Annotated in this window: 24 protein-coding genes; 17 read left to right on the plus strand and 7 right to left on the minus strand. The window is 71.7% G+C overall.

Annotated features, from left to right (window positions below; genetic code table 11):
* Positions 1 to 8: 8 nt before the first annotated feature.
* The 4 genes from OP04_RS04685 to OP04_RS04700 all read right to left on the minus strand — a co-directional run bounded on the left by OP04_RS04685 (position 9) and on the right by OP04_RS04700 (position 2,709).
* A complete protein-coding gene (locus OP04_RS04685; protein WP_157239290.1) occupies positions 9 to 878 on the minus strand; it encodes a hypothetical protein in 870 nt (289 codons plus the stop codon).
* Between the two features lie 78 nt (positions 879 to 956).
* Entirely contained in the window at positions 957 to 1,322 is a 366-nt protein-coding gene (locus tag OP04_RS04690) for a hypothetical protein (RefSeq protein WP_232323476.1), read from the minus strand.
* Between the two features lie 17 nt (positions 1,323 to 1,339).
* Positions 1,340 to 1,525, minus strand: a complete 186-nt coding sequence (locus OP04_RS04695; RefSeq protein ID WP_033338238.1) for a hypothetical protein — start codon at positions 1,523 to 1,525, stop codon at positions 1,340 to 1,342.
* Between the two features lie 452 nt (positions 1,526 to 1,977).
* Entirely contained in the window at positions 1,978 to 2,709 is a 732-nt protein-coding gene (locus tag OP04_RS04700) for a FadR/GntR family transcriptional regulator (protein ID WP_063746540.1), read from the minus strand.
* Positions 2,710 to 2,942: 233 nt separating this feature from the next.
* On the opposite strand from OP04_RS04700, the gene OP04_RS04705 reads away from it, so the two are divergent.
* The 12 genes from OP04_RS04705 to OP04_RS04760 all read left to right on the plus strand — a co-directional run bounded on the left by OP04_RS04705 (position 2,943) and on the right by OP04_RS04760 (position 16,291).
* Positions 2,943 to 4,247: an ABC transporter substrate-binding protein gene (locus tag OP04_RS04705; RefSeq protein WP_232323477.1), complete on the plus strand. Its 1,305-nt coding sequence runs from the start codon at positions 2,943 to 2,945 to the stop codon at positions 4,245 to 4,247.
* Entirely contained in the window at positions 4,247 to 5,134 is an 888-nt protein-coding gene (locus OP04_RS04710; protein ID WP_033338239.1) for a carbohydrate ABC transporter permease, read from the plus strand. The genes OP04_RS04705 and OP04_RS04710 overlap by 1 nt, the downstream gene beginning before the upstream one ends.
* A complete protein-coding gene (locus tag OP04_RS04715) occupies positions 5,124 to 5,981 on the plus strand; it encodes a carbohydrate ABC transporter permease (RefSeq protein ID WP_033338240.1) in 858 nt (285 codons plus the stop codon). Before OP04_RS04710 ends, OP04_RS04715 begins: the two co-directional genes overlap by 11 nt.
* Positions 5,982 to 5,990: 9 nt before the next feature.
* Positions 5,991 to 7,898: a hypothetical protein gene (locus OP04_RS04720; protein WP_051797095.1), complete on the plus strand. Its 1,908-nt coding sequence runs from the start codon at positions 5,991 to 5,993 to the stop codon at positions 7,896 to 7,898.
* Positions 7,895 to 8,827, plus strand: coding sequence for an aldo/keto reductase (locus tag OP04_RS04725; RefSeq protein WP_033338241.1), 933 nt, complete (start codon positions 7,895 to 7,897; stop codon positions 8,825 to 8,827). Before OP04_RS04720 ends, OP04_RS04725 begins: the two co-directional genes overlap by 4 nt.
* Complete coding sequence (locus tag OP04_RS04730) at positions 8,824 to 9,636, plus strand: amidohydrolase family protein (protein WP_033338242.1); 813 nt, start codon at positions 8,824 to 8,826, stop codon at positions 9,634 to 9,636. The genes OP04_RS04725 and OP04_RS04730 overlap by 4 nt, the downstream gene beginning before the upstream one ends.
* A gap of 9 nt (positions 9,637 to 9,645) precedes the next feature.
* Complete coding sequence (locus tag OP04_RS04735) at positions 9,646 to 10,656, plus strand: (R,R)-butanediol dehydrogenase (RefSeq protein ID WP_033338243.1); 1,011 nt, start codon at positions 9,646 to 9,648, stop codon at positions 10,654 to 10,656.
* Positions 10,657 to 10,703: 47 nt separating this feature from the next.
* Positions 10,704 to 11,459, plus strand: coding sequence for an SDR family oxidoreductase (locus OP04_RS04740; protein WP_033338244.1), 756 nt, complete (start codon positions 10,704 to 10,706; stop codon positions 11,457 to 11,459).
* Between the two features lie 373 nt (positions 11,460 to 11,832).
* The gene (locus OP04_RS04745; protein ID WP_033338245.1) at positions 11,833 to 12,207 is read left to right on the plus strand and encodes a roadblock/LC7 domain-containing protein; all 375 of its coding nucleotides are present in this window, start codon (positions 11,833 to 11,835) and stop codon (positions 12,205 to 12,207) included.
* Positions 12,208 to 12,298: 91 nt separating this feature from the next.
* Complete coding sequence (locus tag OP04_RS04750; RefSeq protein WP_051797096.1) at positions 12,299 to 12,727, plus strand: hypothetical protein; 429 nt, start codon at positions 12,299 to 12,301, stop codon at positions 12,725 to 12,727.
* Between the two features lie 197 nt (positions 12,728 to 12,924).
* Positions 12,925 to 15,816: a hypothetical protein gene (locus tag OP04_RS04755; protein ID WP_157239292.1), complete on the plus strand. Its 2,892-nt coding sequence runs from the start codon at positions 12,925 to 12,927 to the stop codon at positions 15,814 to 15,816.
* 67 nt (positions 15,817 to 15,883) lie between these two features.
* Positions 15,884 to 16,291 carry a roadblock/LC7 domain-containing protein gene (locus OP04_RS04760; protein WP_033338424.1) on the plus strand — a complete coding sequence of 136 codons (408 nt, stop codon included), beginning with the start codon at positions 15,884 to 15,886 and terminating at the stop codon, positions 16,289 to 16,291.
* Positions 16,292 to 16,301: 10 nt separating this feature from the next.
* Here the strand turns inward: OP04_RS04760 and OP04_RS04765 are convergent, their stop codons facing one another.
* Positions 16,302 to 17,273, minus strand: coding sequence for a helix-turn-helix transcriptional regulator (locus OP04_RS04765; protein ID WP_033338247.1), 972 nt, complete (start codon positions 17,271 to 17,273; stop codon positions 16,302 to 16,304).
* A gap of 88 nt (positions 17,274 to 17,361) precedes the next feature.
* Here OP04_RS04765 and OP04_RS04770 point away from each other — a divergent pair, with 88 nt between their 5' ends.
* Both OP04_RS04770 and OP04_RS04775 read left to right on the plus strand, forming a co-directional pair.
* Positions 17,362 to 17,799, plus strand: a complete 438-nt coding sequence (locus OP04_RS04770) for a DUF1579 family protein (protein WP_033338248.1) — start codon at positions 17,362 to 17,364, stop codon at positions 17,797 to 17,799.
* An 81-nt stretch (positions 17,800 to 17,880) separates the two neighbouring features.
* A complete protein-coding gene (locus OP04_RS04775; RefSeq protein WP_033338249.1) occupies positions 17,881 to 18,747 on the plus strand; it encodes a sugar phosphate isomerase/epimerase family protein in 867 nt (288 codons plus the stop codon).
* Here the strand turns inward: OP04_RS04775 and OP04_RS04780 are convergent.
* Positions 18,744 to 19,466, minus strand: a complete 723-nt coding sequence (locus OP04_RS04780) for a hypothetical protein (protein WP_033338250.1) — start codon at positions 19,464 to 19,466, stop codon at positions 18,744 to 18,746. The genes OP04_RS04775 and OP04_RS04780 overlap by 4 nt on opposite strands.
* A gap of 367 nt (positions 19,467 to 19,833) precedes the next feature.
* On the opposite strand from OP04_RS04780, the gene OP04_RS04785 reads away from it, so the two are divergent.
* The 3 genes from OP04_RS04785 (at position 19,834) to OP04_RS04795 (ending at position 22,231) form a co-directional block, all read left to right on the plus strand.
* Entirely contained in the window at positions 19,834 to 20,385 is a 552-nt protein-coding gene (locus OP04_RS04785; RefSeq protein ID WP_033338251.1) for a hypothetical protein, read from the plus strand.
* Positions 20,378 to 21,457 (plus strand): hypothetical protein, encoded by a 1,080-nt coding sequence (locus OP04_RS49160; RefSeq protein ID WP_157239294.1) that lies wholly within the window; start codon positions 20,378 to 20,380, stop codon positions 21,455 to 21,457. Before OP04_RS04785 ends, OP04_RS49160 begins: the two co-directional genes overlap by 8 nt.
* Before the next feature lie 156 nt (positions 21,458 to 21,613).
* Positions 21,614 to 22,231, plus strand: coding sequence for a lipoprotein (locus tag OP04_RS04795; protein WP_051797098.1), 618 nt, complete (start codon positions 21,614 to 21,616; stop codon positions 22,229 to 22,231).
* On the opposite strand, the gene OP04_RS51015 is transcribed toward OP04_RS04795, so the two are convergent.
* Entirely contained in the window at positions 22,228 to 23,646 is a 1,419-nt protein-coding gene (locus tag OP04_RS51015) for a lamin tail domain-containing protein (protein WP_085066248.1), read from the minus strand. The genes OP04_RS04795 and OP04_RS51015 overlap by 4 nt on opposite strands.
* Between the last annotated feature and the right edge of the window lie 118 nt (positions 23,647 to 23,764).

The raw sequence follows: 23,764 nt of genomic DNA on the forward strand, positions 1-23,764 counted from the left end.
GAAAGGGGTCAGCCCGTGGCGCGGCCGTCCGCCCACTGGCGGTCGTTGCCGGGGGAGTCCGGGTTGAGGGTGCCGTCGCGGAGGCTGGGGAACAGTTCGCCGAGGACGCCGCCCTCGGACGACGGGTCGCGGTCGTCGTAGAGGTCCAGCACGTCCAGGAGGCGGCCGGCCAGCGCGTCGACGTCCGTGTCCCGGTCGTAGAGCGCGTCCCACAGGTCACGTTCCAGCGCGATCGTCGCGGGGACCCAGGCCTCCGGCGTGTCCGTGCGCAGCGCCCGTGACCTGGCCTGCAGCCCGAGCCCGAACGTCTCGTCCGTGACCAGCCGGAACGGGCGCGTGTCGATGTCGAACGCCCACGGCAACGTGCGTCCGATCCGGGGCAGGCCGAGCGCCTTGACCAGTGCGAACACCAGGTCGTCCGCGTCCGTCCGCTCGCCGTCCTGCGCGATCACGGCGTGCAGCCGCGCCGCGTCCGGCGTCAGACCGGCGGCCGCGGCCCACTCCCGCAGCTCGTCCGCGACCGCGCCGACCGTGCGGCCCGCAGGCTCCGGCTTGCCGTCCGGCGAGTGCGTGAACGCTCCGCACGGCCCGTCCGTGTCCCAGAGATGGGTGAGCGCGCCGGTCCGTCCCGGCACCGACGCGGAGATCACCGCGCACGATCCGTCACTGACGTAGGCCGTGAACGCCGGAAACTCGGTCGAGTCCGCCAGCTCCCGCGAGGGCCCGCACAGGTCCGGCGGATCGTTCCACCCGGTGGTCTCCAGCAGCTGCCAGCCGTCCCCGAGCTCCCGCACCCACCGGTCCCGGAACCCGAGCTCTCGTACCCGGCTCAACAGCCCGTCCGGCCGCGCGACGACGATCGTTCCCCAATAACCCACCCGGGAACTATACGGACCCCCGTGCCTCCGTCACCCGATTCAGTCCCTGGCCCACCGTCGCGGGGGAAGGCTGCCGGTTCAGATCGGGAGGACCGGCCCGCCGCCGTCGAGGCCGCCGTACCACGAGGGCCGTGCCGTCATGATGGTCGCGTCCTCGTGCTCGTCGGCTGCCAGCACCGCGGAGGCGATGTCGAGGCGGCCGACGAGTTCGGTCGCGGCGATGAGCGCCTGCCAGTCGTCGGCGGCCAGGCCGAGCACCTCGGTGCGGTCGTGAATGACGAGCAGGTCGAGCAGGTCGGTGTCGACGACGGAAGGGCGGGCTTCGACCAGGCAGAGCACGGGCAGCCCGGCGACCGCGCCTTCGTCGGCGAGTTCGCTGAGAATCTCACCGACGGCGACGGAGCCGCGGGTGTAGGCGACGATGGCCGATGTGTCGAGAACCAACTTTACTGGTCGGCCGGTCACGCGACGGAGTCACGGCCAAGCTTGGCGCGCAGGGCGGCTCGGCGCTCCGGCGTCCACCAGGCGGCCGCGGCGAGGCGCCGGGCGCGGGCACGCCGCTTGCCTTCCTCGGTGACGGTGATGCCCGCGGCGGCGAGCAGGTCGTCGGCGCCGCCGGCGGGCTGGTGCTCTGCGGGTGTCGTCATGCCCTCAGGGTAGCGCCGATGCCGTGAACCGGGCGTGGTCGCGCGAGTCGCGGGGCGGTCGGAGGGGCGGGGCATGAGCATCTCCTCTATGACAGGCCAGGATCGGCGGAACCGGATCGTCGGAGCCGACAGGTACCAAACCTAATCGATCAGGTTGGCGATGTCTGCCCCGCGTCGCCCGACCGGGTGAGGTGTGATCGGCCTGCGGCGAATCCCCGTGCATGCGGCCCCGTTGTGCGTTGGCTGCTCGCCGTGACCTTCGTGCCGTGTGGCCGCGCCGGCCGACGCGTTCGAGGCGATGGCGGGGCATCCCGCTGTGGGTGTGCCGTCAGCGGTGGAGGCCCGTCGGGGTCTTGCGGCCACGGCAATGGCAGGGAGGAGCGCCAGCGACGACCGGTGTCGCCGGGAGGCCTCGGCAGGTGATGTGAGACCAAATCGGCATATATGCATTTTTATGGGTTTGACGGGCGGCGGCGGGCCCAGGAGCCGGTGATGTGCGCGCGCATGGCGGAGGCGGCGGCGTCGGGAGATCCGTCCAGGATGGCCTGGTAGACGGCGCGGTGCTCCTCGACGGTGAGTTTCATGACCGGGGTGTTGTACTCGCCGTGGTACTTCATGCTGGTGCGGGCCTTGTCGTGGATGCTGGTCACGATGGTGCGGCCGAGGCGGTTGCGGGACATGGCCATCACGATGTCGTGGAAGCGGACGTCGGCGGCGGAGAAGTCGGGGGCGCGGTCGACCAGCGACTCCATGTCGGCGAGCGCGGCGGCCAACTGGGCCCGCTCGGTGGGAGTGGCGTGCTGTGCGGCGGCGGCGGCCATCTCGGCCTCGAGGGCGGTACGCACGGAGACCAGCTCGTCGAGGATCTGGGAGCTCTCGTCGTGGCGGATGACGGCGGTGAGGATCTGGTCGTCGAGCAGGTTCCACTGGCGGGGGTCGGTGACCTGGGTGCCGCGGCCGTGCTCGATGCGGATCAGGCCCTTCTCCTGCACGATCTTGATCGACTCGCGGATGACGGTGCGGCTGACGCCGAACTCGGCGCACAGGTCGGCCTCGGGAGGCAGTGAGCTGCCGGGCGCGATGACGCCGCGCACGATGTCGTCGACCAGGCCCTCCACCACGGCGGTGCCGAGTTTGACCGGCCGGGGCAGGCGACGGGGCTGCGGGACTACCTGACTGCTCATGATCGATCCCTCCGGCGCGCCACGCGAACCCGCCTCACTATAGGCCATTGCTACGACGTCATATGTGTGATGTCATACCCGGCAATGGGCCGGTAACACGTACGACAAGCGGGTTCGTGGCAGACCCGCTGCCTCCACCGATCAGCTCACGCGCCGGATCAGGCACCGACCGGCGGGTAGATGGGAAGGCCCCAATGTCCCCTAAAAAGGTATTTATCGCCCTGGCGGCGTTGTTGACGATCTCCGCGTGCGGCCAGCCGGTCGGCAACGGAAAGACCACGGACGACGCGGGCGCGAACAGCCCCTACGGCTTCACCACCGCGGCGCAGAAGGACGGCGAGCTGCTGGTCTGGGTCGACTCGACCCGGCTGGACGCGGCCAAGGCATACCAGGCCGCACACCCGGACGCGAAGCTCGACATCGTCACCTACGACGGCAACGCGAACGGGTCGAACACGCTGAAGACCAAGGTCCAGCTGTTCGACAAGGCGAAGGCGGGCTGGCCGGACGTGGCCTTCACGACCGACAACAACACCGCGGCGTGGGCGTCGCAGCCGAGCTCCGGGTTCACCGCGCCGCTCAACAAGGGCTACCTGGACCAGGCCACGCTCGACGGCTTCGCCAAGGGCGCGCTGGACCCGTGCACGGTCGACGGCACGGTCTACTGCCTGCGCAACGACCTCGCGCACGTGGTCCTCTGGTACAACAAGAAACTGCTCGACCAGTTCGGCTACACCGTGCCGGCGACCTGGGAGGAGTACACCGCGCTCGGCGCCCGGGTCGCGGCGGAACACCCCGGATACATCATCGGTACGGCCGGGGACGCGTGGGCGCCCGAGGTCTACATGTGGGGCAGCGAGTGCCCGGCGAACCAGGTGACCGGCGCGAAGGCGATCACGGTCAAGGCCACGGACGCGAAGTGCGCCCGCGCGGCCTCGATGCTGGACACGTTGATCGCGAACAAGACCATGTCGACGCTGTCGCTGTTCGGCGCGGACTTCGCGAAGACGCAGGGCGACAAGGTCCTGATGCTGCCGGGCCCGAACTGGTACGGCGGCGCCGTCTTCCAGGGCACGATCAAGACGCCGGCCGGCGAGATCGGCGTGGCCCCGGCGCTGAAGTGGGCGGACCAGCCCGCGCCGGTGACCGGCAACGTCGGCGGCGGCGCCTGGTGGGTCTCCTCGCACAGCGAGCACCTGGACGCGGCGAAGGACTTCGTCACCTGGGTCACCACGAACGACGCCTACCAGGCGGAACTCGCGCCGGGCTACCCGGCCTACTCCGCGGCCGCGGTCAAGTGGCTGGCGAAGCAGCAGGCCAGCGGCTACTGGGCCGGTGACATCGGCGCGCCGATCACGGCCGCGGCCGGTGCGGTCTGGCCGGGCTGGGGTGCCCCGGAGTTCTCCCCGGAGTCGGTCTGGGCGAAGACGGTGATCCCGGGCATGACGGCCGGGAAGACGGTCACGTCGCTGCTGCCGGACTGGCAGAAGGCGATCGAGCAGGAGGCGCAGGTCTTCGGCTACACGGTGACGAAGTAATGAGGTCTGTGACCTCCGGGGGCCGGCGCTTCGGCCCGGCCCCCGGGCACCTCTTCGTCTCCGGCTACGTCGTGCTGCTGGTCGCGTTCGGCATCGGGCCCGCGCTGTACGCGCTCTACCTGGCCTTCACCACCAACATGGGCTACTGGGCGGGCATCGACAACTTCACGAAGACGTTCGCGGATTTCCGGTTCCTGCCCGCGGTCGGGCACGTCGCGGCCTACCTCGTGCTCTGGCTCGTCTCACTGACCGTTCTCGTGGTCACGCTCGCGCTGGTCGTGCACTCAGTCAGGAACCGGGTCGCCGGCTCGGCGCTGCGCTTCCTCTACTACATCCCGGGCGCGCTGGCGGGGGCGTCGAGCGTGCTGCTCTGGCTGTTCGTGCTGGATCCGTCCGTCAGCCCGGTCGCCTGGCTGCTGTCCGCGTTCGACCTGCAGACGTTCAACCAGGTCATCGCGCCCGGCAACCTGCCGTTGATCTTCACGGTCATCGCGTTCTGGACCGGCGCGGGCAGTTGGATCGTGGTGCTCTACGGCGCGCTGAACACGATCCCGCACGAGGTCATCGAGGCGGCGCGGATGGACGGCGCGAGCGCGCTCACCACGGCGCTGCGCGTGCAGCTGCCGATGCTGCGCAAGTGGATCGCGTACATGCTGATCCTCTCGCTCGCCGGTGGCACGCAGCTGTTCGTCGAGCCGCAGCTGGTGTCCCAGGCCAGCTTCGGCGTGGTCGGCACCGACTACTCGGTCAATCAGCTCGCCTACCTGTACGCGTTCAACCAGAACGATTTCAACGGGTCGGCCGCGCTCTCCATCATCCTGCTGATCTTCTCGGTCGCCTGCGCGGCGCTGTTCGTCGCCCGGGGGAGGCTGTTCGATGTCGACTAAAGCCCTGACCGGCGCGCTGCTGACGCTGTTCGCGCTGTTCTTCACCATCCCGATCCTGTGGCTGCTGCTGGCCTCGTCGAAGTCTCCCGCCGAGCTGATCGACAGCTCGCCCTACGCGCCCGGGTCCTTGGGGTCGCTGACGGACAACTGGAACAGCCTGATCGCGTTCCAGGACGGCGCCGTGCTCACCTGGCTCGGGAACTCGGTGAAGTACGCGCTGATGGCGCTGGTCCTGACCATGGTGGTGAGCATCCCGGCCGGCTACGCGCTCGCGCTGATGAGCTTCGCCGGCCGCCGCCTGCTGCTGATCGTCACGCTGGTCGTGATGCTGATGCCGGCCACCGCGCTGGTGCTGCCCACGTTCCTGGAACTGTCCTACGTGGACCTCATCAACACGTCGTGGTCCGTGGTGCTGCCGTTCTCGTTCTTCCCGTTCGGCGTGTACCTGACCTACATCTACTTCGGCACCGCGGTCCCGCGGGAGCTGCTGGAGGCGGCCCGGCTGGACGGGTGCTCCGAGGCCGGCACGTTCTGGCGCGTCGCGCTGCCGCTGGCCAAGCCCGTGGTCGCGCTGGTCGCGTTCTTCAGCTTCACGAACAACTGGAACAACTTCTTCCTGCCGTACGTGATGCTGCCGGTCTCGGACGCGTACCCGATGCAGGTCGGCCTGACCCAGATGCTCGCGTCCACGCCCACGTTCAACCCGGTCGTCGGCGCGAACGCGGAGGTCCAGCCGCCCACGCTGGTGCTGGCCACGCTGCTCTCGGTCGCGCCGGTGCTGATCGTCTTCCTCTTCTCGCAGCGCTTCCTCGTCGCCGGCATGACCGCCGGTGCGACAAAGTCCTAGGAGCTTCGCGTGACCACCCCTCGCTTGACGGCCACCGTGCCGTGCCTGCGCCCGCCCGGCTGGGCCCTCGCGCAGCGCTCCCTGTTCCGCCTGCTCGACGCCGGCTGGCGGCGGTTCGCGGCCGTCTACACCGAGCCGGACGGTTCCCTGCGGTACTCCGGCGAGCTGACCACGCGGGACGGCGCGGACGACTTCTTCGAGCCGTTCTTCAACTGGCCGCAGCTCTATCTGCTCGGCGGCGCGGACGATCTGCTCGATCAGTCGGCGAAGCACTGGCACGGACTGAGCGCGCAGATGACGCGGCTCGGCATGTTCCGCGACGAGTTCGAGATCGGCTACGACTGGTTCCACCAGGGCGAAAGCCTGCTCTTCACGTACTTCCTCACGATGGCGGACCCGGCGGCGTGGCGGGACCGGGCCGCCCGGTTCGCGGACCTCTACCTGGACCCGGCCGCGGGCAACTACGACCCGGAGCACCGGATCATCAAGGCGCCGCACAACGGCAGCGGCGGCGCCCGCGACGGTGTCTCCGACACGCCGTACTACCCGTGGCTGCAGCGCGAGGCGGATCAGTACGGCTATCCGCTGGACTGGATCTCGCCTTCCGCGGCGCTCCCGCTGGACGCCGACCCGCGACTCGGCCCGGAGATGCAGAAACGGCTCGGCCGGGGCGACGCGGCGGGAAACCTGAGCGTGGCCGGACTCGTCCTCAACGCCTACCTCGCCACCGGCGAAGAACGATTCAAGACCTGGCTCATCGGGTACGTCGGCGCGTGGCGCGACCGCGCGGCCGCGAACAGCGGGCTGGTGCCGGACAACGTGGCGCTGGACGGCACGGTCGGCGGCTACCTGGACGGGCGCTGGTACGGCGGCCACTACGGCTGGACCTGGCCGCACGGGCTCTACAGCATCGGCCAGGCCACCGTGGTCGGCGCGATCTGCGCGGCGCTGGCCGCGGACGACGAGTCCTATCTGGACCTGGCCCGGAACCTGCTCGACCGGGTGCTCGACCAGGGCCGCACGATGCGGTTCCGGGACTCGGACTCCAGCATCAAGGCCCGCTGGCACGCGCACCTCGGCGAGGCGGTGGACGCGGAGACGCTGCTGGTGCCCTACCGGCACAGCGACAAGGGCTGGTTCGACTGGAATCCGGTGCAGACCTCCGTACCCATGGCGATCTGGCACTTCAGCGCCTCTGACCAGGACGCGGCGCGCCTGGACCGGATCCGCGCGGCCAGCGGATACGACTGGTCGATCGTGCGCCCGTTCCGCGACAAGGAGGAGGCCGGCCACGAGGAACCGTGGTACGCCTACCTGCGCGGCGACAACCCCGGCTACCCGCTGGCGATCCTGGAGGCCGCGCACGTGCAGGCACGGCGCCGGCTCGCGCTGCTGGAGGAGAACGCGGGCCGCGACCTGCCGGAGGAGGACATCCACCTCTGGCAGAACGTGAATCCGGTCGTGACGGAGGCGTTGGCGCAGCTCACCTGGGGCGGTCCGCAGGTCGTCTACAACGGCGGGCTGGCGCAGGCGCGGGTGCGGTACTTCGACGCGGACCGGCAGCGGCCCGGCCTGCCCGAGGACGTGGCCGCGCTGGTCAGCGCGATCGACCCGCACGCGACCGTGCTGACCCTCGTCAACCTGTCCGCGGTCGAGCAGCGTGTCGTCACGGTCCAGGCGGGCGCGTTCGGCGAGCACGACATCGTGTCCGTGGCGTTCGACGCGACGGACACCGCGTGGTCCGGCCATGACACCGGTTACACGCACGTGCCGCCGGCCGTCTCGCTCGCACACCTCAACGTTGACAGCCCCTGGCTGGACGTGGTGCTGCCGGCCGGGACCGAGGTCACGCTGACGCTGACGTTGGCCATGCGCGTGCGGCAGCCCTCCTATCGGCGCCCCTGGGACCCGGCGTGAAGCGCCGCCCGCTCGGTACGACCGGCCTGCAGGTGTCGGAGCTGTCGTTCGGCGCGGCGCCGCTCGGCAACGTCTACGGCACGGTCGACGCCGCCACCGGCGAGGCCGCGGTCCGCGCCGCGCTCGACCTGGGCATCAACCTGTTCGACGCCGCCCCGTTCTACGGCCTCACCGCGGCGGAGTCCGCGCTGGGCAGGGCACTGCGCGGCGTCGACCGGGACGACTACCTGCTCACCACGAAGGTCGGCCGGTACGGCGAGCGCGACTTCGACTTCAGCGCGGACCGGGTCACCCGCAGCGTGGACGAGAGCCTGGCCCGGCTCGGCACCGACCGCATCGACGTGATTCAGTGCCACGACGTCGAGTTCGGCGACCTGCGGCGGATCGCGGACGAGACCGTCCCGGCGCTGCACGCGCTGCGCGACGCCGGCAAGGTCCGGTTCGTCGGCGTGACCGGTTACACCCTGCCGGCACTGGCCTGGCTCGTCGACCGGGGCGGAATCGACACGGTCATGACGTACTGCGAGTACACGCTGCAGGACCGGCGGCTCGCGTTGTTCAAGGACCGGTTCCCCGCGTCGCTCAACGCGTCGCCGCTCGGCATGGGCGCGCTCAGCGGCCGCGGCGCGCCGTCCTGGCACCCGGCGCCGCCGGACGTGCTCCGCGCCTGCGACGAGGCCGCCGCCTACTGCCGTTCGCGCGGTGCCGACCTGGCGAAACTCGCGCTGCAGTTCGCGGTGGCGACCGCGGACCAGGCCGGCGCGGCCACCACGGTGGTCGGCTCCGCGGACCCGGCCAACGTCGCGCGCAACGTCTCCTGGATCGCGGACCCGATCGACCCGGAGCTGCTCGCCGGCGTCGAATCCATCCTCGCCGGCGTGCGGGACGTGGGCTGGACCAGCGGTCTGCCGGAGAATCAGCGACCATGACCATCGATTCGCACGTGCACTTCTGGGACCCGGCCGCGCTCACCTACGACTGGCTGGCCGGGACGGAGCTGGACCGCCGCTACGGTCCGGACGACCTCGCGCACGACGCGGGCGAGGTCCCGGAGCTGATCATGGTGCAGGCGGACTGTGCGGCGAGTCAGGCGCGGGCGGAGGTGGAGTGGGTGCGCACGCTGCACCCACGCGTCCGTGGGATCGTCGCCTACGCACCACTGGAGACCGGCGACCTGTCTCTTGTGGAGGTATATCGGCGCGATCCCCTTGTGGTCGGCATCCGCCGGAACATCCAGAGCGAGAAACCCGGCTTCGCCGTGACGGACGCCTTCCGGTACGGCGTCCGCGCGGTCGGCGAGGCCGGGCTCGTCTTCGACGCCTGCATCCGGCACCACCAGATCCGCGACCTGATCACGCTGGCCGCGGACTGCACCGGCACCACGATCGTGCTGGACCACCTCGGCAAACCACCGGTCGCGACCGGCGAGGGCCGCGCGGCGTGGCGGGACGGGCTCGCGGAGCTGGCCGCGATGCCGCACGTCTCCTGCAAGCTCTCCGGCCTGGTCACCGAGGCGTCGTTCGACAGCTGGACGCCCGATGCGATCCTGCCGTACCTGGAGGACGCGCTCACGCTCTTCGGCCCGGACCGCTGCCTCTTCGGCAGCGACTGGCCGGTGCTGAACCTGGCCTCCGACTACCGGCAGTGGCACGGCCTCGTGCGCCGGTTCGTCCCCCCGGAACACCACGACGCCGTGTTCGACACGAACGCGCGCACGGTCTACCGCCTCGACCTCTAGGAGCCCGCCATGCGGCAAGTCGTCTACATCGGAGACGAGACGTTCCGGATCCAGGGGTACGCACCGGCGCCACCCGGTCCCGGCCAGGTGCAGATCGACGTGGCGTACACCGGGATCTGCGGCACGGACCTGCACATCAAGCACGGCGTGATGGACGCGCGCGTCACCCGCCCGGCCGTGATCGGCCACGAGATGTCCGGCCGCGTCGCGTCCGCGGGACCCGGCGTGGAGGGCTGGTCCGCGGGCGATCCGGTGACCGTGATGCCGCTCGCGTGGTGCGGTGACTGCCCCGCCTGCACGAACGGTCACACGCACATCTGTCACCGGCTCAACTTCATCGGGATCGACTCGGCCGGCTCGCTGCAGCAGCGGTGGATCGTGCCCGCGTCCGCGCTGGTCCGGCTGCCTGCCGGGCTCGCGCTGGACCATGCGGCGCTGGTCGAGCCGACCGCGGTGGCCGTGCACGACGTGCGGCGCGGCGCGGTGCGGCCGGGGGAGACCGTGGTGGTGGTCGGCGGCGGGCCGGTCGGGCAGCTGATCGCGCTGGTCGCGCGCCGGGCCGGGGCGGACGTGCTGCTGGTCGAGCCGGACGCGTACCGGCGCGGCGTGGCCGACGGTTTCGGGCTGCGCACGGTCGCGCCCGCCGACGCGCCCGGCTACGTGACCGATTGGACCGGCGGGGCGGGCGCGGCCGTGGCGTTCGAGGTCTCCGGCGCGGCCGCGGGCGTGGGCACCGCGGTGGACGTGCTGGCCGTGCGCGGGCGCCTGGTGCTGGTCGCGATCCACGGGCAGCCGCGCGAGGTGAACCTGCACCGGTTCTTCTGGCGCGAACTGACGCTGATCGGCGCGCGGCTCTACGACCGGTCCGACTTCGAGGAGGCGGTCGCGCTGGTAGCGGCCGGCGACATCCCGGCGGCGGCGCTGATCTCCCGGGTCGTGCCGCTGGATGGCGTCGCGGACGCGTTCACCGCGCTCGAGGGCGGAGGCGTGATGAAAGTCCTGGTCGCGTGCGAGGCTTAGATCTGTGATCGTCTATGACGTACCCCCGGATGATGTGAGGAGCTCGGGTGTTTGATCTCAGCGGACGGCTGGCCGTCGTCACCGGCGCACGTCGTGGCATGGGCCTCGCGATGGCGGAGGCGCTGGCCGCGGCCGGCGCGGACATCATCGCGGTCAGCGCCAACATCGAGGCCGAGGGCAGCGAGGTCGCCGCGCGCGTCACCCGGCTCGGCCGCACCTGTGCCGTGCGTCAGGTCGACTTCGCGGACCGGGCCGCGGTGGCCGCGTTCGCCGCGGAGCTGCACGACGGTGAGCGCCCGGTGGACATCCTGGTCAACAACGCCGGCACGATCCTGCGCGCGCCCGCGGCCGAGCATCCGGACGAGTACTGGGACACCGTCGTCCAGGTCGATCTGACCAGTCAGTTCGTGCTGAGCCGCGAGGTGGGCCGCGGCATGGTGGCGCGTGGCCACGGGAAGATCATCTTCACTGCGTCGCTGCTCAGTTTCCAGGGCGGGATCAACGTTCCGGGGTACGCGGCCGCGAAGTCCGGCATCGCCGGGCTGACCCGCGCGCTGGCCAACGAGTGGGCCGGCCGCGGCGTGAACGTCAACGCGATCGTGCCCGGCTACGTGGCGACCGACAACACCGAGGCGCTGCGCGGCGATCCCGACCGCAGCAAGGCGATCCTGGACCGGATCCCGGCCGGGCGGTGGGGCCGCGCGGAGGATTTCGCCGGTGTGGCCGTCTTCCTGGCCAGCGGTGCCTCGGACTACGTGCACGGGGCGTTGATCCCGGTGGACGGCGGCTGGCTCGGTCGCTGACGTTTGTCATATTCCGTCGCTTTTGTTGCCCGGCAGCCGATTCCAGGCTGCCGGGCTTTTTCCGATCTGTCTGATGGACCGCTCGGTCAGCCGGTTCGTGGTGTTAAATCAAAGTTGAGTTGAGAGCTGACTAAGAGTGTCAAAGGAGGTCACTCGGTGTAGTCGCTACCAACTCGGAGTCTATAGCGCAACCGCCCGTTCCGCTCTGCTCCGGGTCATTCGGGCGATCATCGCCTTGCCTGGTCAGGCATAACTCGAGACGGCTTTCCGAATCTCGCGTAATCCGTGCGAAGCTTCACTGGTCGCTCATGATCCAACCACCTTCCGTATTCGCCGTCTGGCGAGCGGGACCGTCGCAACAACCGGAGGAAAAGTGGCAAACATCGATACCGCCCTCAAGGATGCGATGTCGATCGACGGTGCCATCGGCGTCGCGCTGGTCGACTACACCAGCGGTCTCACGCTCGGCGTGATGGGCGGCGGACCGGGAATGGACGTCACGATCGCCGCCGCCGGCAACACCGACGTGGTCCGCAGCAAGCTGCGCACGCTCGAGATGCTCGGCCTGCCGGACGGCATCGAGGACATCCTGATCACCCTGGACAGCCAGTACCACCTGATCCGGCTGCTGCAGCCGCGCCGGCAGGGCGAGGCGCTGTTCATGTACCTGGCGCTCGCCAAGAGCCGCGCCAACCTCGGCATGGCCCGCCACCAGCTCAAGCGCATCGAGCTCGAGCTCGAGATCTGAGCCTCTCGCACCGCTGTGAGGGGACGCGGCCGTCAGGCCGCGGAGCGGACACCGCGGCGGCAAGGCCGTGGTGCGATAGAGAAGGAACGTAGTGGCAGAACGTAGCCTGTCCCAGATCGTCACCGACACGGTCCGGGACTTCCGGAGCCAGGTCCCCGAGTGCATCGCCTCGGGCTGGGTCGACATGTCGACCGGCATGCTCCTGGTGGCGGACACGCTGGACGAACACCCGTCGGAGGTTCTCGACCTCCTGGCGGCCGCGACGTTCGACCTGTTCCAGGGCCGCAACGTGACGATGATCGAGGACATCTGGAAGCAGCAGCGGGGCGTCCAGTCCGACCGCCACTACTTCCAGGAGATCCTGGTCAACAGCGACAACCTGGTGCACCTGTTCATGCGCAGCGCGTCGAACCAGGACCTGGTCGCCGTCGTCGTCTGCCGCCGGCAGGTCAACATCGGCATGCTGTTCGCCCAGGCCCGCATGGTGATGAAGCAGGTGGAGGACAACTCCGCCTCCTGACCCGGGTTCCGGCCGGCCCACGGGCCGGCCGGTGCGGGGCAGTTCACTTCACACCCGGGGTTCGCGGCGGTACGCGGGCCCCGGCGACTTGCCCGGCCCGGCGTCCGGGCCTGTACGCGGGGGAACGACGTGCCGGTGACGGCTTTTGTTGCGGCTTTCGAAGTGGCGAGACGGACGGACGCGGGACGGCGATGGCGATGACGGGTGCTGCGGCGGACGCGGGCGGCCTGGGCGACCACCCGATACGCGCGCTCGCCGAGGCGCTGCAGATCCCCGGTGCGACCAGGGTCGCGCTCGTCGCGGAGGGCTCCAGCGTGCCGGCCTGGTCCTCCACACCCGGCGGACCGGACGAGCCGATCGAGGGCACGGCCACCGTCGCGGTCGTGATGGTGCAGGCCGCGCGCGAGCTGCTGCGACTCACCGCCGGCGGCGACGTCGACGACGTGCTGCTCACCAGCGCCGACTACTTCCACGTGCTGCGCCTGGTCGAGAAGCCGGGTCGCGGCACGGAGGTCGTCCACCTGACGCTGCAGCGCTCCGGCGCGAACCTGGCGATGGCGCGGCACGAGTTCCGGCGCGCGGCGACGGTCTACCGCGACGGGCCCTACGCGCTCGGCGCGTCGCCCGGGGCCGCGGGGATCACGGTGCCGCCGTCGGCGCCGCTGGTCGTGGGCGCGGTGGCGATGCCGGAGGGTACGGGCGGGGGCGTCCATCCGCGCGGAGAGCATCCTGGGGCGGCGCCGTCGGCGGAGGCGGTCACGATCATCGAGGCCGGGGCGGCAGAGGGCGATACGGGCGCGGTGCCGGATGCCGGCGAGGTGTCCGAGGATGCTGTGTCCGAGGCTGCCGTGTCTGGGCCTGTTGGACCCGAGTCCGTGACGCCCGAGTCTGTCGCGTCCGAGTCTCTCGCGTCCGAGTCTGTGGTGCCCGAGTCTGTCGCGCCCGAGTCTGTCGCGCCCGAGTCTGTCGCGCCCGAGTCTGTGGCGCCTGAGGCGTCGGAGCCGGGGCGGGATGCGTGGGAGGCCGGCGAGAGCCTGGCATCAGCACCCGAGCCGGCCGCGCTGAGTGAGGCGTCCGCGTCGGGCGGGTCTTCGGCCGGAGTCGATGACGCGGCGTTCATCGGCTTTGACCCGGCGGAGCCTTTCGCCGAGTCCTCCGCTGACTCCGTCGCCGCGCCGCAGCCCATGTCGCGATCGGGGCGGGAAGAATCGGTCACGGAGGCGCTCTCCGCGCCCGATTCGTCCGTGGGGATCGGGCCGGACCTGTCCGGTTTCACGGCCGAGTCGTTCGTCGGGATCGAGCCGGGCCTGTCTGGGGAATCCGAAGCCGGGCGAGCGGCCGATTCCGAGTTGTCCGAGGGACTGCGGCCGGTCGGGGAGCCGCAGGCGTCCGGCCAGGCCGAGTCCTCCGCCTCCGTCGAGGCCGGGACCACCTCTGCCGAGTCCGGGATCTCTGTTGAGTCCGGGTTGCCTGTGGCGCAGGGTCTTGCCGAGTCTGGGGCCTTTGTTGAGTCCGGGTTGCCTGTGGCGCAGGATGTTGCTGAGTCCGGGGCCTTTGTTGAGTCCGGGTCGCCTGCGGCGCAGGATGTTGCCGAGTCCGGGATCTCTGTCGAGTCCGAGTCGCCTGCGGCGCAGGGGCCTGCCGCACCCGACACCTTTGCCCCGCTCGACAGCCTTGCCGTGCCCGAAACGCCTTCGGCGCACGCGTCTGCCGGGGGTGAGTCCTTCGAGGAGCTGTGGCCGGCCGCGGAGCCACGGTCCGACGGAGAGGCTGCGGCGCTCGTCGAGGTCGGCGAGCGCCCCGAGACGCTCGCAGACACGCCGCCGACCGGTGATGAGCCGTCGGACAGCGCCGCACCGAAGGCAGAGGCCCCCGAGCGCCCGGTGCCCAACCTGCCGCCGTTCTTCGAGCCCGCGCCGGAGCTGCCGTCCTACGACGAGGCCCTGGAGTTCCCCTCACCGTTCGCGCCGGAGGCACCATCGCCGGCGGTGCGGGATCTGCCGCCCTCCGAGCTGGACGTCCCGGCCGCCGCGCTCGAACTGCCCGCCTCCGGCCTGGACCTGGATCTGGACACACTGTCCGAGCTGGACATGCCCGTGGCCGGGGTGCATCCGGAACCGATCCCGGAGGCCGTGGAGCCGCCCGCGATCGGCATCGCGTCCGTGGTCCCCACGCCCGAGTCCGGCGAGGGCCTGGAGCCGCCGCTGACGCCGCCCGCCCAGATCCTGCCGGACTTCGACGCCCCGCCGGTCGCGGACGTCCCGCTGCTGCCGATCTACCACCCGTCGGCCGAGGACGGCTACTCGCAGGACGCGTACCCGCAAGACGCTTACCCACAAGACGCTTACCCGCAGGACGCCTACCCGCAGGACATGTTCCCCGCGGACACCGGCACGCAGAACGACTTCCCTCAGGGCGGCTACCCGGCGGAGGCGTACCCCCGGAACGGTTTTCCGCCGGAGGCCTACCCGCCGGACGGCTACGCGGCCTACGACGACGTCTATCAGGGCACCTACGACCTGCCGACGCAGACCGTCTATGACACGCCGGCCGAGCAGCAGCCGCTGAACCCCTACGGCGTCGCCCGCCGGCCCGGGGCCGCGCTCGCGGCGCAGGACGCGGAGGACGAGCGTGCGCTGGCGGCCGAGGACGAGGCCGCGCACGCCGCCGCCGATGCCGCGGCGCGGGCCGTGCTGGAGGCCGGTTACCTGCCCGGTTATCAGGAGCCGGATGCGGCCTGGCCCGGCTACGTCCCGCAGGATGCTGACTTCCCGGTCAGTGAGCCGCCGCCGTACCAACCGATCGACGGGAATCCGTCGGACCCGCCCTGGCCTGGGGAGACTATGACCACGTCCGGACCCGTGGGGGCCCCGTCCGGGGATACGCTCACATTTGTGACCTCCGGTGACGGGGGAGAGCTGCTTCCGCGCCGTACGGCCGGTCCGGCGCCGGAACCCGATCCGGGCCTGGATCTGCCGGTCCAGCCCGCCGAGGGTGAGGTGCCGTCGCTGTTCAGCCTGTTGAACCAGCCGTTCACGAACGACTCGCCGACCCTGGACCGCATCATGTCCGCCCTGCGCAACCTGTGATCACCGCTAGAGACGCCAGAGACGCCAGAGACGCCACGCCCCCTGCCGCCGGAGAGAAATCGTGACGATGACCGCACCGCATGACCCGTACCAACCCGCCCGGACCGAGCTCGCCTCCCTTCGTACCCAGGTCACCGGCGTCAAGGGGAGCATCATCTCGGGCGTGGACGGCCTGCTGGTGCTGCACGACCTGATCACCCAGGCGGAGCCGCACGACCTGGCCGCGCTGGCCGCGGCTGCCTACGGCATCGGGCGCACCTGCGGCGCCGCGCTCAACCAGGGCAACTTCAGCGAGTGCACGGTACGCAGCCAGGGCGGCTACTTCGCGGTCTACGCCATCGGCGATCTCGCGCTGCTGGCGGTGCTCGGCGACGACGGCCTCAACGTGGCGCGCCTGCACATCGAGGCCCGCGCGGTCGCGGCCCGCCTCGCCCGCCAGCTCACCAACCAGGCGATGCAGCAGAACCACCTCTGACGGGAACCGGTCACCGGTAGCGACGGGCGAGCGCGGTGGCCTCCGCGGCCATCGCGGCCCGGAGCGTGGCGGGCGCGAGCACCTCCGCGTGCGCGCCCAGCCGCAGCAACGTCTCCCGCGCGTGCTGATGCGACTCGATCGGGATGGTGACGTGCCACCGGCCGTCCGATGCGGCCTCCGCGCTCGCCCGCGCGGCCCGGACCACGGCCGGTTCCAGCAGGTCCGCGAGCCGGTCCAGGATCTTCGGCGTGAGCAGCACGCGGGCGTGGTCCCGGTGGCGCCGCACGTCGAACGCGTCCAGATATGCCCGCCAGCTCAGGGCAAGATCGAATTCCGCGGGTACGGCGAACGTGCCGTCCAGCACGGTCACCCGCGCGATCTGCGAGACGCGGTAGGTGCGCACGCCGTGCCGGCCGTCCGCGAGCAGGTACCAGGCGCCGGCCTTCAGCACCAGCCCGTAGGGCCGCACCGTCCGGGTCACGGTCTGCGGTGCGGCCCACCGGCGGTAGCGCAGGCGCAGCGGCCGTCGTTCCCACACCGCGTCGGCCACCGCGGGCAGGTGTTCCGGCGGTGGCGGCCCGTCCGCGTACCAGGCGGACGGGTCCAGGTGGAACCGCTGCCGCAACGCGTCCGCCCTGGTCCGGGCCGCGTCCGGGAGCGCGGCGCGCAGCTTGAGCTCGGCCGCGGCCAGCACGGCGCCGAGCCCGAGGTCCGCGGCGGGGCCGGGCAGGCCGGTCAGGAACAGCGCCTCCGCCTCGTCGCCGGTCAGTCCGGTCAGCCGCGTGCGGTAGCCGTCGACCAGGCGGTATCCGCCGTCGTGGCCGGGCTCGCCGTAGACCGGCACGCCGGCCGCGGACAGCGCCTCGACGTCGCGGTAGACGGTGCGCACGGACACGCCCAGCTCGGCCGCGAGCCGGTCCGCGGTCAGCCGTCCGTGTGACTGCAGCAGCAACAGCAGGGACACCAGACGGCTCGCGCGCATCCCGCGATTCTCCACTGACACTCCCTGTCAGGGAAGCCCGTTTACGGTGCTCACGACATCTCAACGACATCCACTGTGGAGTGACGTGATGACCGTACAGGCGAAGGGTTTTGATTTTCTGGCCGGGCGCTGGCGGGTGACGAACATCCGGCCGGACGGCGAGTTTCCCGGCACGGCCGAATGCCGGCCGCTGTTCGGCGGCGCGGGCAACGTGGAAGAGATCGACTTCCCGACGCGCGGGTTCCGGGGCGCGACGCTGCGGCTCTACGACCCGGCGCGCGACGAGTGGACGCTGCACTGGGCGGACAGTCGCACCGGCCGGCTCGCGCTGCCGATGACCGGGCGGTTCGGCGCGGACGGGACCGGCGTGTTCCACGGCGAGGACGAGGTGGACGGCGTGCGGGTCGGCTGCCGGTTCGTCTGGTCCGTGATCGGGCCGGACACCGCGCGCTGGGAGCAGGCCTACGCCGACGACCAGGGCACCTGGGAGACGAACTGGATCATGCAATTTGTGCGCATAACGTAACCGGCTATTGACGTAGCGTGTCCAGCGCTATTGCATCGAGGTGGCTCTCTGCGACGAGGCGGGGGCTGCTGGAGGTGCACGGTGGTCAACCTGATTCTGGGCAATTGTCCCGGCTCGTGGGGAGTCCAGTGGGCCGGGTACGGGCCGTTCCCGCGCTGGGACCGGTTCCTCGACGAGCTGGCCGGCGCCGGCTACTCCTGGCTGGAGCTCGGGCCCTACGGCTACCTGCCGACCGACCCGGCCCGGCTCAACGACGAGCTCGGCCGCCGCGGGCTGCGGGTCTGCGCCGGGACCGTGCAGGGCTGCGGCGGCCTGCACCGGGCCGGGGAGTTCGGCGACGCGCTGGCCCACACCCGTCTCGCGGCCGAGCTGGCGGCCGCGACCGGCGCACGCGACCTGATCTTCATGCCGGTGCCGGGCGAGGAGCCGCCGGGCGAGGACGGCTGGGACGTGCTCGTTCGCGCCGCCAACGAGCTGGGCAAACACGTGCTGGGGGAGTACGGGCTGACGTTGCGGTTCCAGCCCCAGCCGGACACGTTCGTCGAGACCGGGTCGCAGATCACCCGGTTCCTGGCCGAGACCGACCCGGCGTACGTGTCGCTCTGCCTGGACACCGGGCACCACGCCTACGCCGGCGGCGACCCGGTCGCGATGATCACCGGCCACCCGGACCGGATCGGCTACCTGCACGTCAAGCAGGTCGACGCGGCGCTGGCCATCCGGGCCCACCGCGCGCGGCTCCCCTACGACCAGGCGGTCATGCTCGGCGCCTGCTGCGAGCCACCCGGTGGGCTCCCGGACCTGCGCCCGGTCCTCGACGCGCTGCGCGCCCGCGGGCGGGACGCGTTCGTCGTGGTCGCCCACGAGCCCGCGCCCGGACACCGTGGCCACGCCGAGGTCGCCGCGCGCACCCACGACTACCTGCGCGAATGCGGCCTCAGAGGCTAGAGCGCGAACGGCTGGAACGCGCCGGCCTCCGGCACCTTGATCATTTCTCGGATGCCGGTGCCGGCCACGACCAGGCTGATCACGGCGCCGGGCAGCGTGATGTCGAGGCGGGCGGGCACGCCGTCCTCGTCCAGCGTCAGGTTGAGCGTGGTGTACGCGGGGTCACGCAACCCGGTCCGGATCAGCGCGCCCTCCAGCACCGGGCCGGGGGACCAGCCGGTGAGGCGGTAGCGCAGGCCGCCGTCCGCGGTGGGGGCGGTGACGGCCATCCGCGCGTCCGACAGATCGCACCAGACGAACGGGTCGGCCTCGGGCAGTGGCACGGGGCGGCCGTGACGCCAGTAGTAACTGGCACGGAGCGGGCCGTCCAGCGCGGCCCATTCGTACCCGCTGAAGGTTTTGATCTCGGGGTTGAGGTATCTGACACCGCCCGCGTCGACGATGCTCACCGTGTCCAGCACCGTGCCGTCGTCACTCGCGGTCCCGTCCACGGACCAGATCGCGTCCTGCCCGCCGCGCGTGCGCATCGTGCCCTGCCAGCGCGCCGGCGGGTCGCTCAGGGTCATGTCGAACACCACACGGTACGACGAGTCGCGCAGCCGATCGGCCGCGTCGTGGATCTCGCTGACCACGCGGACGACGGTCGGGCCGGGCACGGCCGCACCCGGCGCGGCACATCCGGCCAGCAGCAGCGTCGCCAGCCAGAACGTCGATCTCACGCCCCGAAGCGTAGCCGGGTTATGGGTGACGGACCGCACGTCACCCGAGCGTGCGATTGTCCGGGTTTTCGGGGGTTGTGACCTGCCCAAACTACGAAGAGTGCCGCACACTCGACCCGTGGTGATTTCTCGCCGCCCGGTACGGACGGGCGTGCTCTTCCTTCTGAGTCTGGGCCTGTGGGCCTGCGCGGGTTGCTCGTCGGACAGCCCGGAGATCACACGTGAGGCCGAGGTCCCGGCGACGGCACGCTGCGCGCCGCTCGGCGGTGACCCGCTGCCCTCGATGTGTGCGCCGGGGGCGCGGTCGGCGGCCGGTGCGCATGATCGCGCGCCGGGGGCGCCGCAGCATCGACATGGTGTTGACGACGTGCGGGGCGAAAAGGTCACGCCGACGCCCGTCGACGGCGGGCAGGTGCCGGCCGTCGCGGAGGAGCCGGTGTCGCCGGAGCTGATGCCGGAGGCGCCGTTCTCCGGGTGGGGGCTGCTCGGGCCGTGGATGCCGGAGCCGGGGACGTGGCAGGAACCGGAGTTCACGCCGGTGGTGCTGGAGCACGCGCCGACGCCGGAGGACGGGGTGCCGGGGGATCGGGCGGAGTCGGGGGATCGGGTGGAGCCGGGGGACGAGCCGGTCGCGGTGCTCGACCTGCCGGTGCCGGTAACGACGCCTGGCTCCGGGGTCTCGCCCGAGGTGCTGCCTGGGCGCGACCTGCCTGCGCGTGGGAACGCGTCTCCTGTGCGCGACAACGTGACTCCTTCGCGGGGCGACGCGGCTCCTGTGCGGGGTGACGCGGCTCCGGTGCGGGGCGAGTCGACCCCTTCGCACAGCGCCCGGACGACGGCGCCGGCCACGACCGGCACGGCGATCCCGCCGACGCCGACCGCTGCGGAACCCTCGGCGGAGGCCGCGCGGGATGCCTGATCCCGCCGTCCCTTCCCAGCCCACCGGTCCGGGATCCATATCCGGGCCGGTCCCGCCCGCGGTGCCGCCGCCGGCCGACTCTGCCCCGGCCGTCTCCGCAGCCGCCGTGCCGGCCGCCTCCGCGGTGGCCGCACCGGCCGCATCCGCACCGGCTGCCCCCGACCCGCACAGCCCCGACCCGCACGCCCCCGAGAGCATCCGCGCCGGCGCGCTCTGGGGCAGTGCCATGTGGCGGGTCGCCGGCGGCGTCGCCACCCAGACCGCGCTGATCAGCGCCGTCCTCTACTACTTCGGCACGATCCGGCTGCGCGCCACGTTCGACTACTTCGGCGTGGACGCCTCCGCGCTCGGCTTCTCCGTCGCCGACTACCTGATCCACAGCGTCAACGCCGCGTTCCAGCCGCTGATCTTCGTGGGCCTGGTCGCGCTCCCCGCGCTCGCGCTGCACCGCCGCATCGTGGTGCCGGTCCTGCGGCATCGCGCGACCCCGGCGCGTACCCGCGGGATCCGCCGCCTCTCCCGCGTCCTCCGCACGATCGGCGTGCTCGGCTGCCTGCTGGTCTTCGCCGGACTGCTGGACCGCGGCGGCATCGGCCAGCCGCTCGGCATCGCGCTGCCGCTGATCCTGGCCGCGTCCGTGGCGCTGGTCGGCTACGGCCACCTGCTGATGGACCGGCCGGAGCAGCCGGAGGAGGCCGCGATCCCGGCCCGCCTGCGCAGCCTCGTGCTGGCCGTGCTCGCGATCACCGGCCTGCTGTGGGCCACCGGCCTCTACGCGCACCGGATCGGCCGTGACTACGCCCGCTACCTCGCGGCCAACCTCGACGCCCGCCCGCACGTGGTGCTCTACACGCCGGAACGCCTGGCCATCGCGGGCGACGGCGTCGAGTCGCAGGACCTCGGCGAGCAGGCCGGCCGCTACCGCATCCGCTACTGGAACCTTCGCCTGCTCGCCCAGCGCAACGACATGCTGCTCCTGCTCCCGGACACCTGGACCCCCGGCGCCGGCCCGGTCTACGTCGTCCCCGCCTCCGACACGCGGCTTGACCTGACGGCTGTTCCACCCCGATAGATCAAGATCAAAGTCAAGTTCATGTTCCCGCTTCCAGCGTGCTTGCGGTCCGCATGCTCCCGCGGGCACCGGTCGTCGCTGGCGCTCCTCCCTGCCGGTGCCGCCGTTGGTCACCGGAGAACCCGGGAGGTGGACGGCTTGTAGACTCCTGCGCTCGTGACCCTCGTTCTCCGTGCCGGCCGTGGTGCCGCGCTCGCCATGACCGTGCTGATGCTGTCCGCCGCCTGTGAGAGCGAGTCTCCGGAGACACAGCCGGGCACGACCGCACCGGCCACCGCCGCCGCACCCGCGGGTGCGGCCGAGGTGGCGCGGGTCGGGGCCGCGGACAGCGGATGCGCGCTGCCGGTCACGTTCGGGCTCGCGAAGTCCTACACGCCGAAGGCGACGCCCGTGACCGGGGAGCTGGCCGACCTGCTCAAGAAGGGCCCGATGTCGATGGCCTGCGAGATCGACGCCAAGCCCGCCGGGAACATCGGCTTCCTGCGCGTCTACACCGGCGCGGCCGGCGACCTGCGCGCCGGACTGACCGGCTTCATCGGCACGGCCGCGGAGGCCCCGGCCTTCACCGAGCTGACGATCGGCGGCGTGCCCGGCATCGAGGTCACCTACCGCGAGGAGAGCAAGCTCGACGCCGGGACGACGCCGGAGCGCGCGTTCGCCGTGGGCACGCCGCAGGGCACCGTGGTGGTGGCGCTGGACAGCCTCGACGGGGAGGAGCACGAGGCGATCCTGCCCGCGTACGAGCTGGCCAAGTCCAGCCTGACGATCAGCTAGCAGCGGGCGGAACCCCAGGCCACGCACGCGTCGAGGGACTGGGAACGGTTGCGCAGCATCGCGGTGCCGCCGCGCTCGCCCATGATGCCCTCGGTCTTGTCCCAGTGGCGGGAGAGACCGTCGGAGATGCCCGCCGCCGGGTAGAGGTCGAGCGCGTCACCCGGGGTCAGCACGGTGCGGGTGGTGATCGGGTAGACGTGCGGGCCCGTGGTGACGGTGTGGCCGAGCAGGTCGATCGGCGTACTGCCGACGTTCGTGATCCGGATCAGCTCCGGGTCGTCGGTGCGCACGGTCAGCCGCACGGTGCCGGCCAGCGTGCGGCAGCCGGTGACGCACGGGTACAGGTCCCAGGCGCGCAGGTCACCCTGCGGGTCGAACAGGTAGCCGCCGTCGCCGATCGCGTCCGCGTCCCAGGTCGGGTTCTCGAAGATCGGCTCGCGCAGGCTCCAGTACCGGTGCGTCGCGGTGGGCACGCCACGGCCGGTGTGCACGAAGATCGCGCCGTGCGCGGGCACGGACGTGCCGGCCGGGAACGTGTACCGGCGCAGCCCGGAGTCGCGCACCCACCAGCCGCCGAGCGGGATCGCGGTCGCGGAGGCGTTGCCGATCCGGATCCACTCGCCGTTGACGTTCTCGGAGTCGGTGCCGTCCGCGTCCGGGTTGACCCACACGTCCAGGGCCGCGCTCTGGTACGGCCCGGCCCCGCACGCGTCCCGGTCGTAGAGGTTCCGGCCGCTCCGGGCGGCGAGCTGCGCCGCCAGCCGGTAGGGCGCGTTCCAGGCCTGCTCGCCGCCGCTGGTCAGCATCCACAGCGCGTGGCCCTCGCGGATCAGGATCTGGCCCACGTCCCGCCACTGCCCGCCGATCCTCACGGCCATCGAGCGCAGCGCCCGCCCGCGCGACACGCTGCCCGGGTGCTCCGCGGTCAGCCGGACCAGGCCGCCGCTCCACCGGATCAGCTCCTCCAGGCGCGCGGTCGCGGCCAGCGCGTGGCACTCACCGCGCCGCTTGGAGACCACGCCTGAGTAGACGTGCTGCTCCATGGCCTGCACCCCGATCAGCCGGATCGGCAGCGGCGTGGCGGTCCCGTCGCCGAACACGTCGACGGCCACGGTGTCACCGTCCGACACGTGGTCGACCCTGCCCGCCCAGACACGGCAGGCCGGCCCGCGCCCGTCGGTGCGGCAGGGCCCGGTGCCGGCGGCCCGCGCCCGGTCGGTGGTCTGTCCGGCACCTGTGGCCTGCGTGGAGCCGGCGGCCTGCCCGGCGCCCGTGGCCTGCACCGAACCGGCGGGTTGCGCGACCGTTTGTGCCCGTGTGTCAACGACGGCCTGTGCGGGCGCGGCGGGGAGCGACACGAGAGCCACGGCCGCGGTGAGGAGCGTGGCCGCGAGCGCGGTGAGTCGACGGGACATGCGGCCCCTGTCGGCGGCGACGGCGGGGCGGCTGAGTGCGGCGGGGGAGCGGTTCGGTTGCCGGGGCTGCGTGCGGCGCGCGTCCATCGCCGGGAACAACGATCCGGACGGGGCTGCG

This window comes from Catenuloplanes japonicus (genome assembly GCF_000717135.1).
In the GTDB taxonomy this organism is placed as follows: Bacteria; Actinomycetota; Actinomycetes; order Mycobacteriales; family Micromonosporaceae; genus Catenuloplanes; species Catenuloplanes japonicus.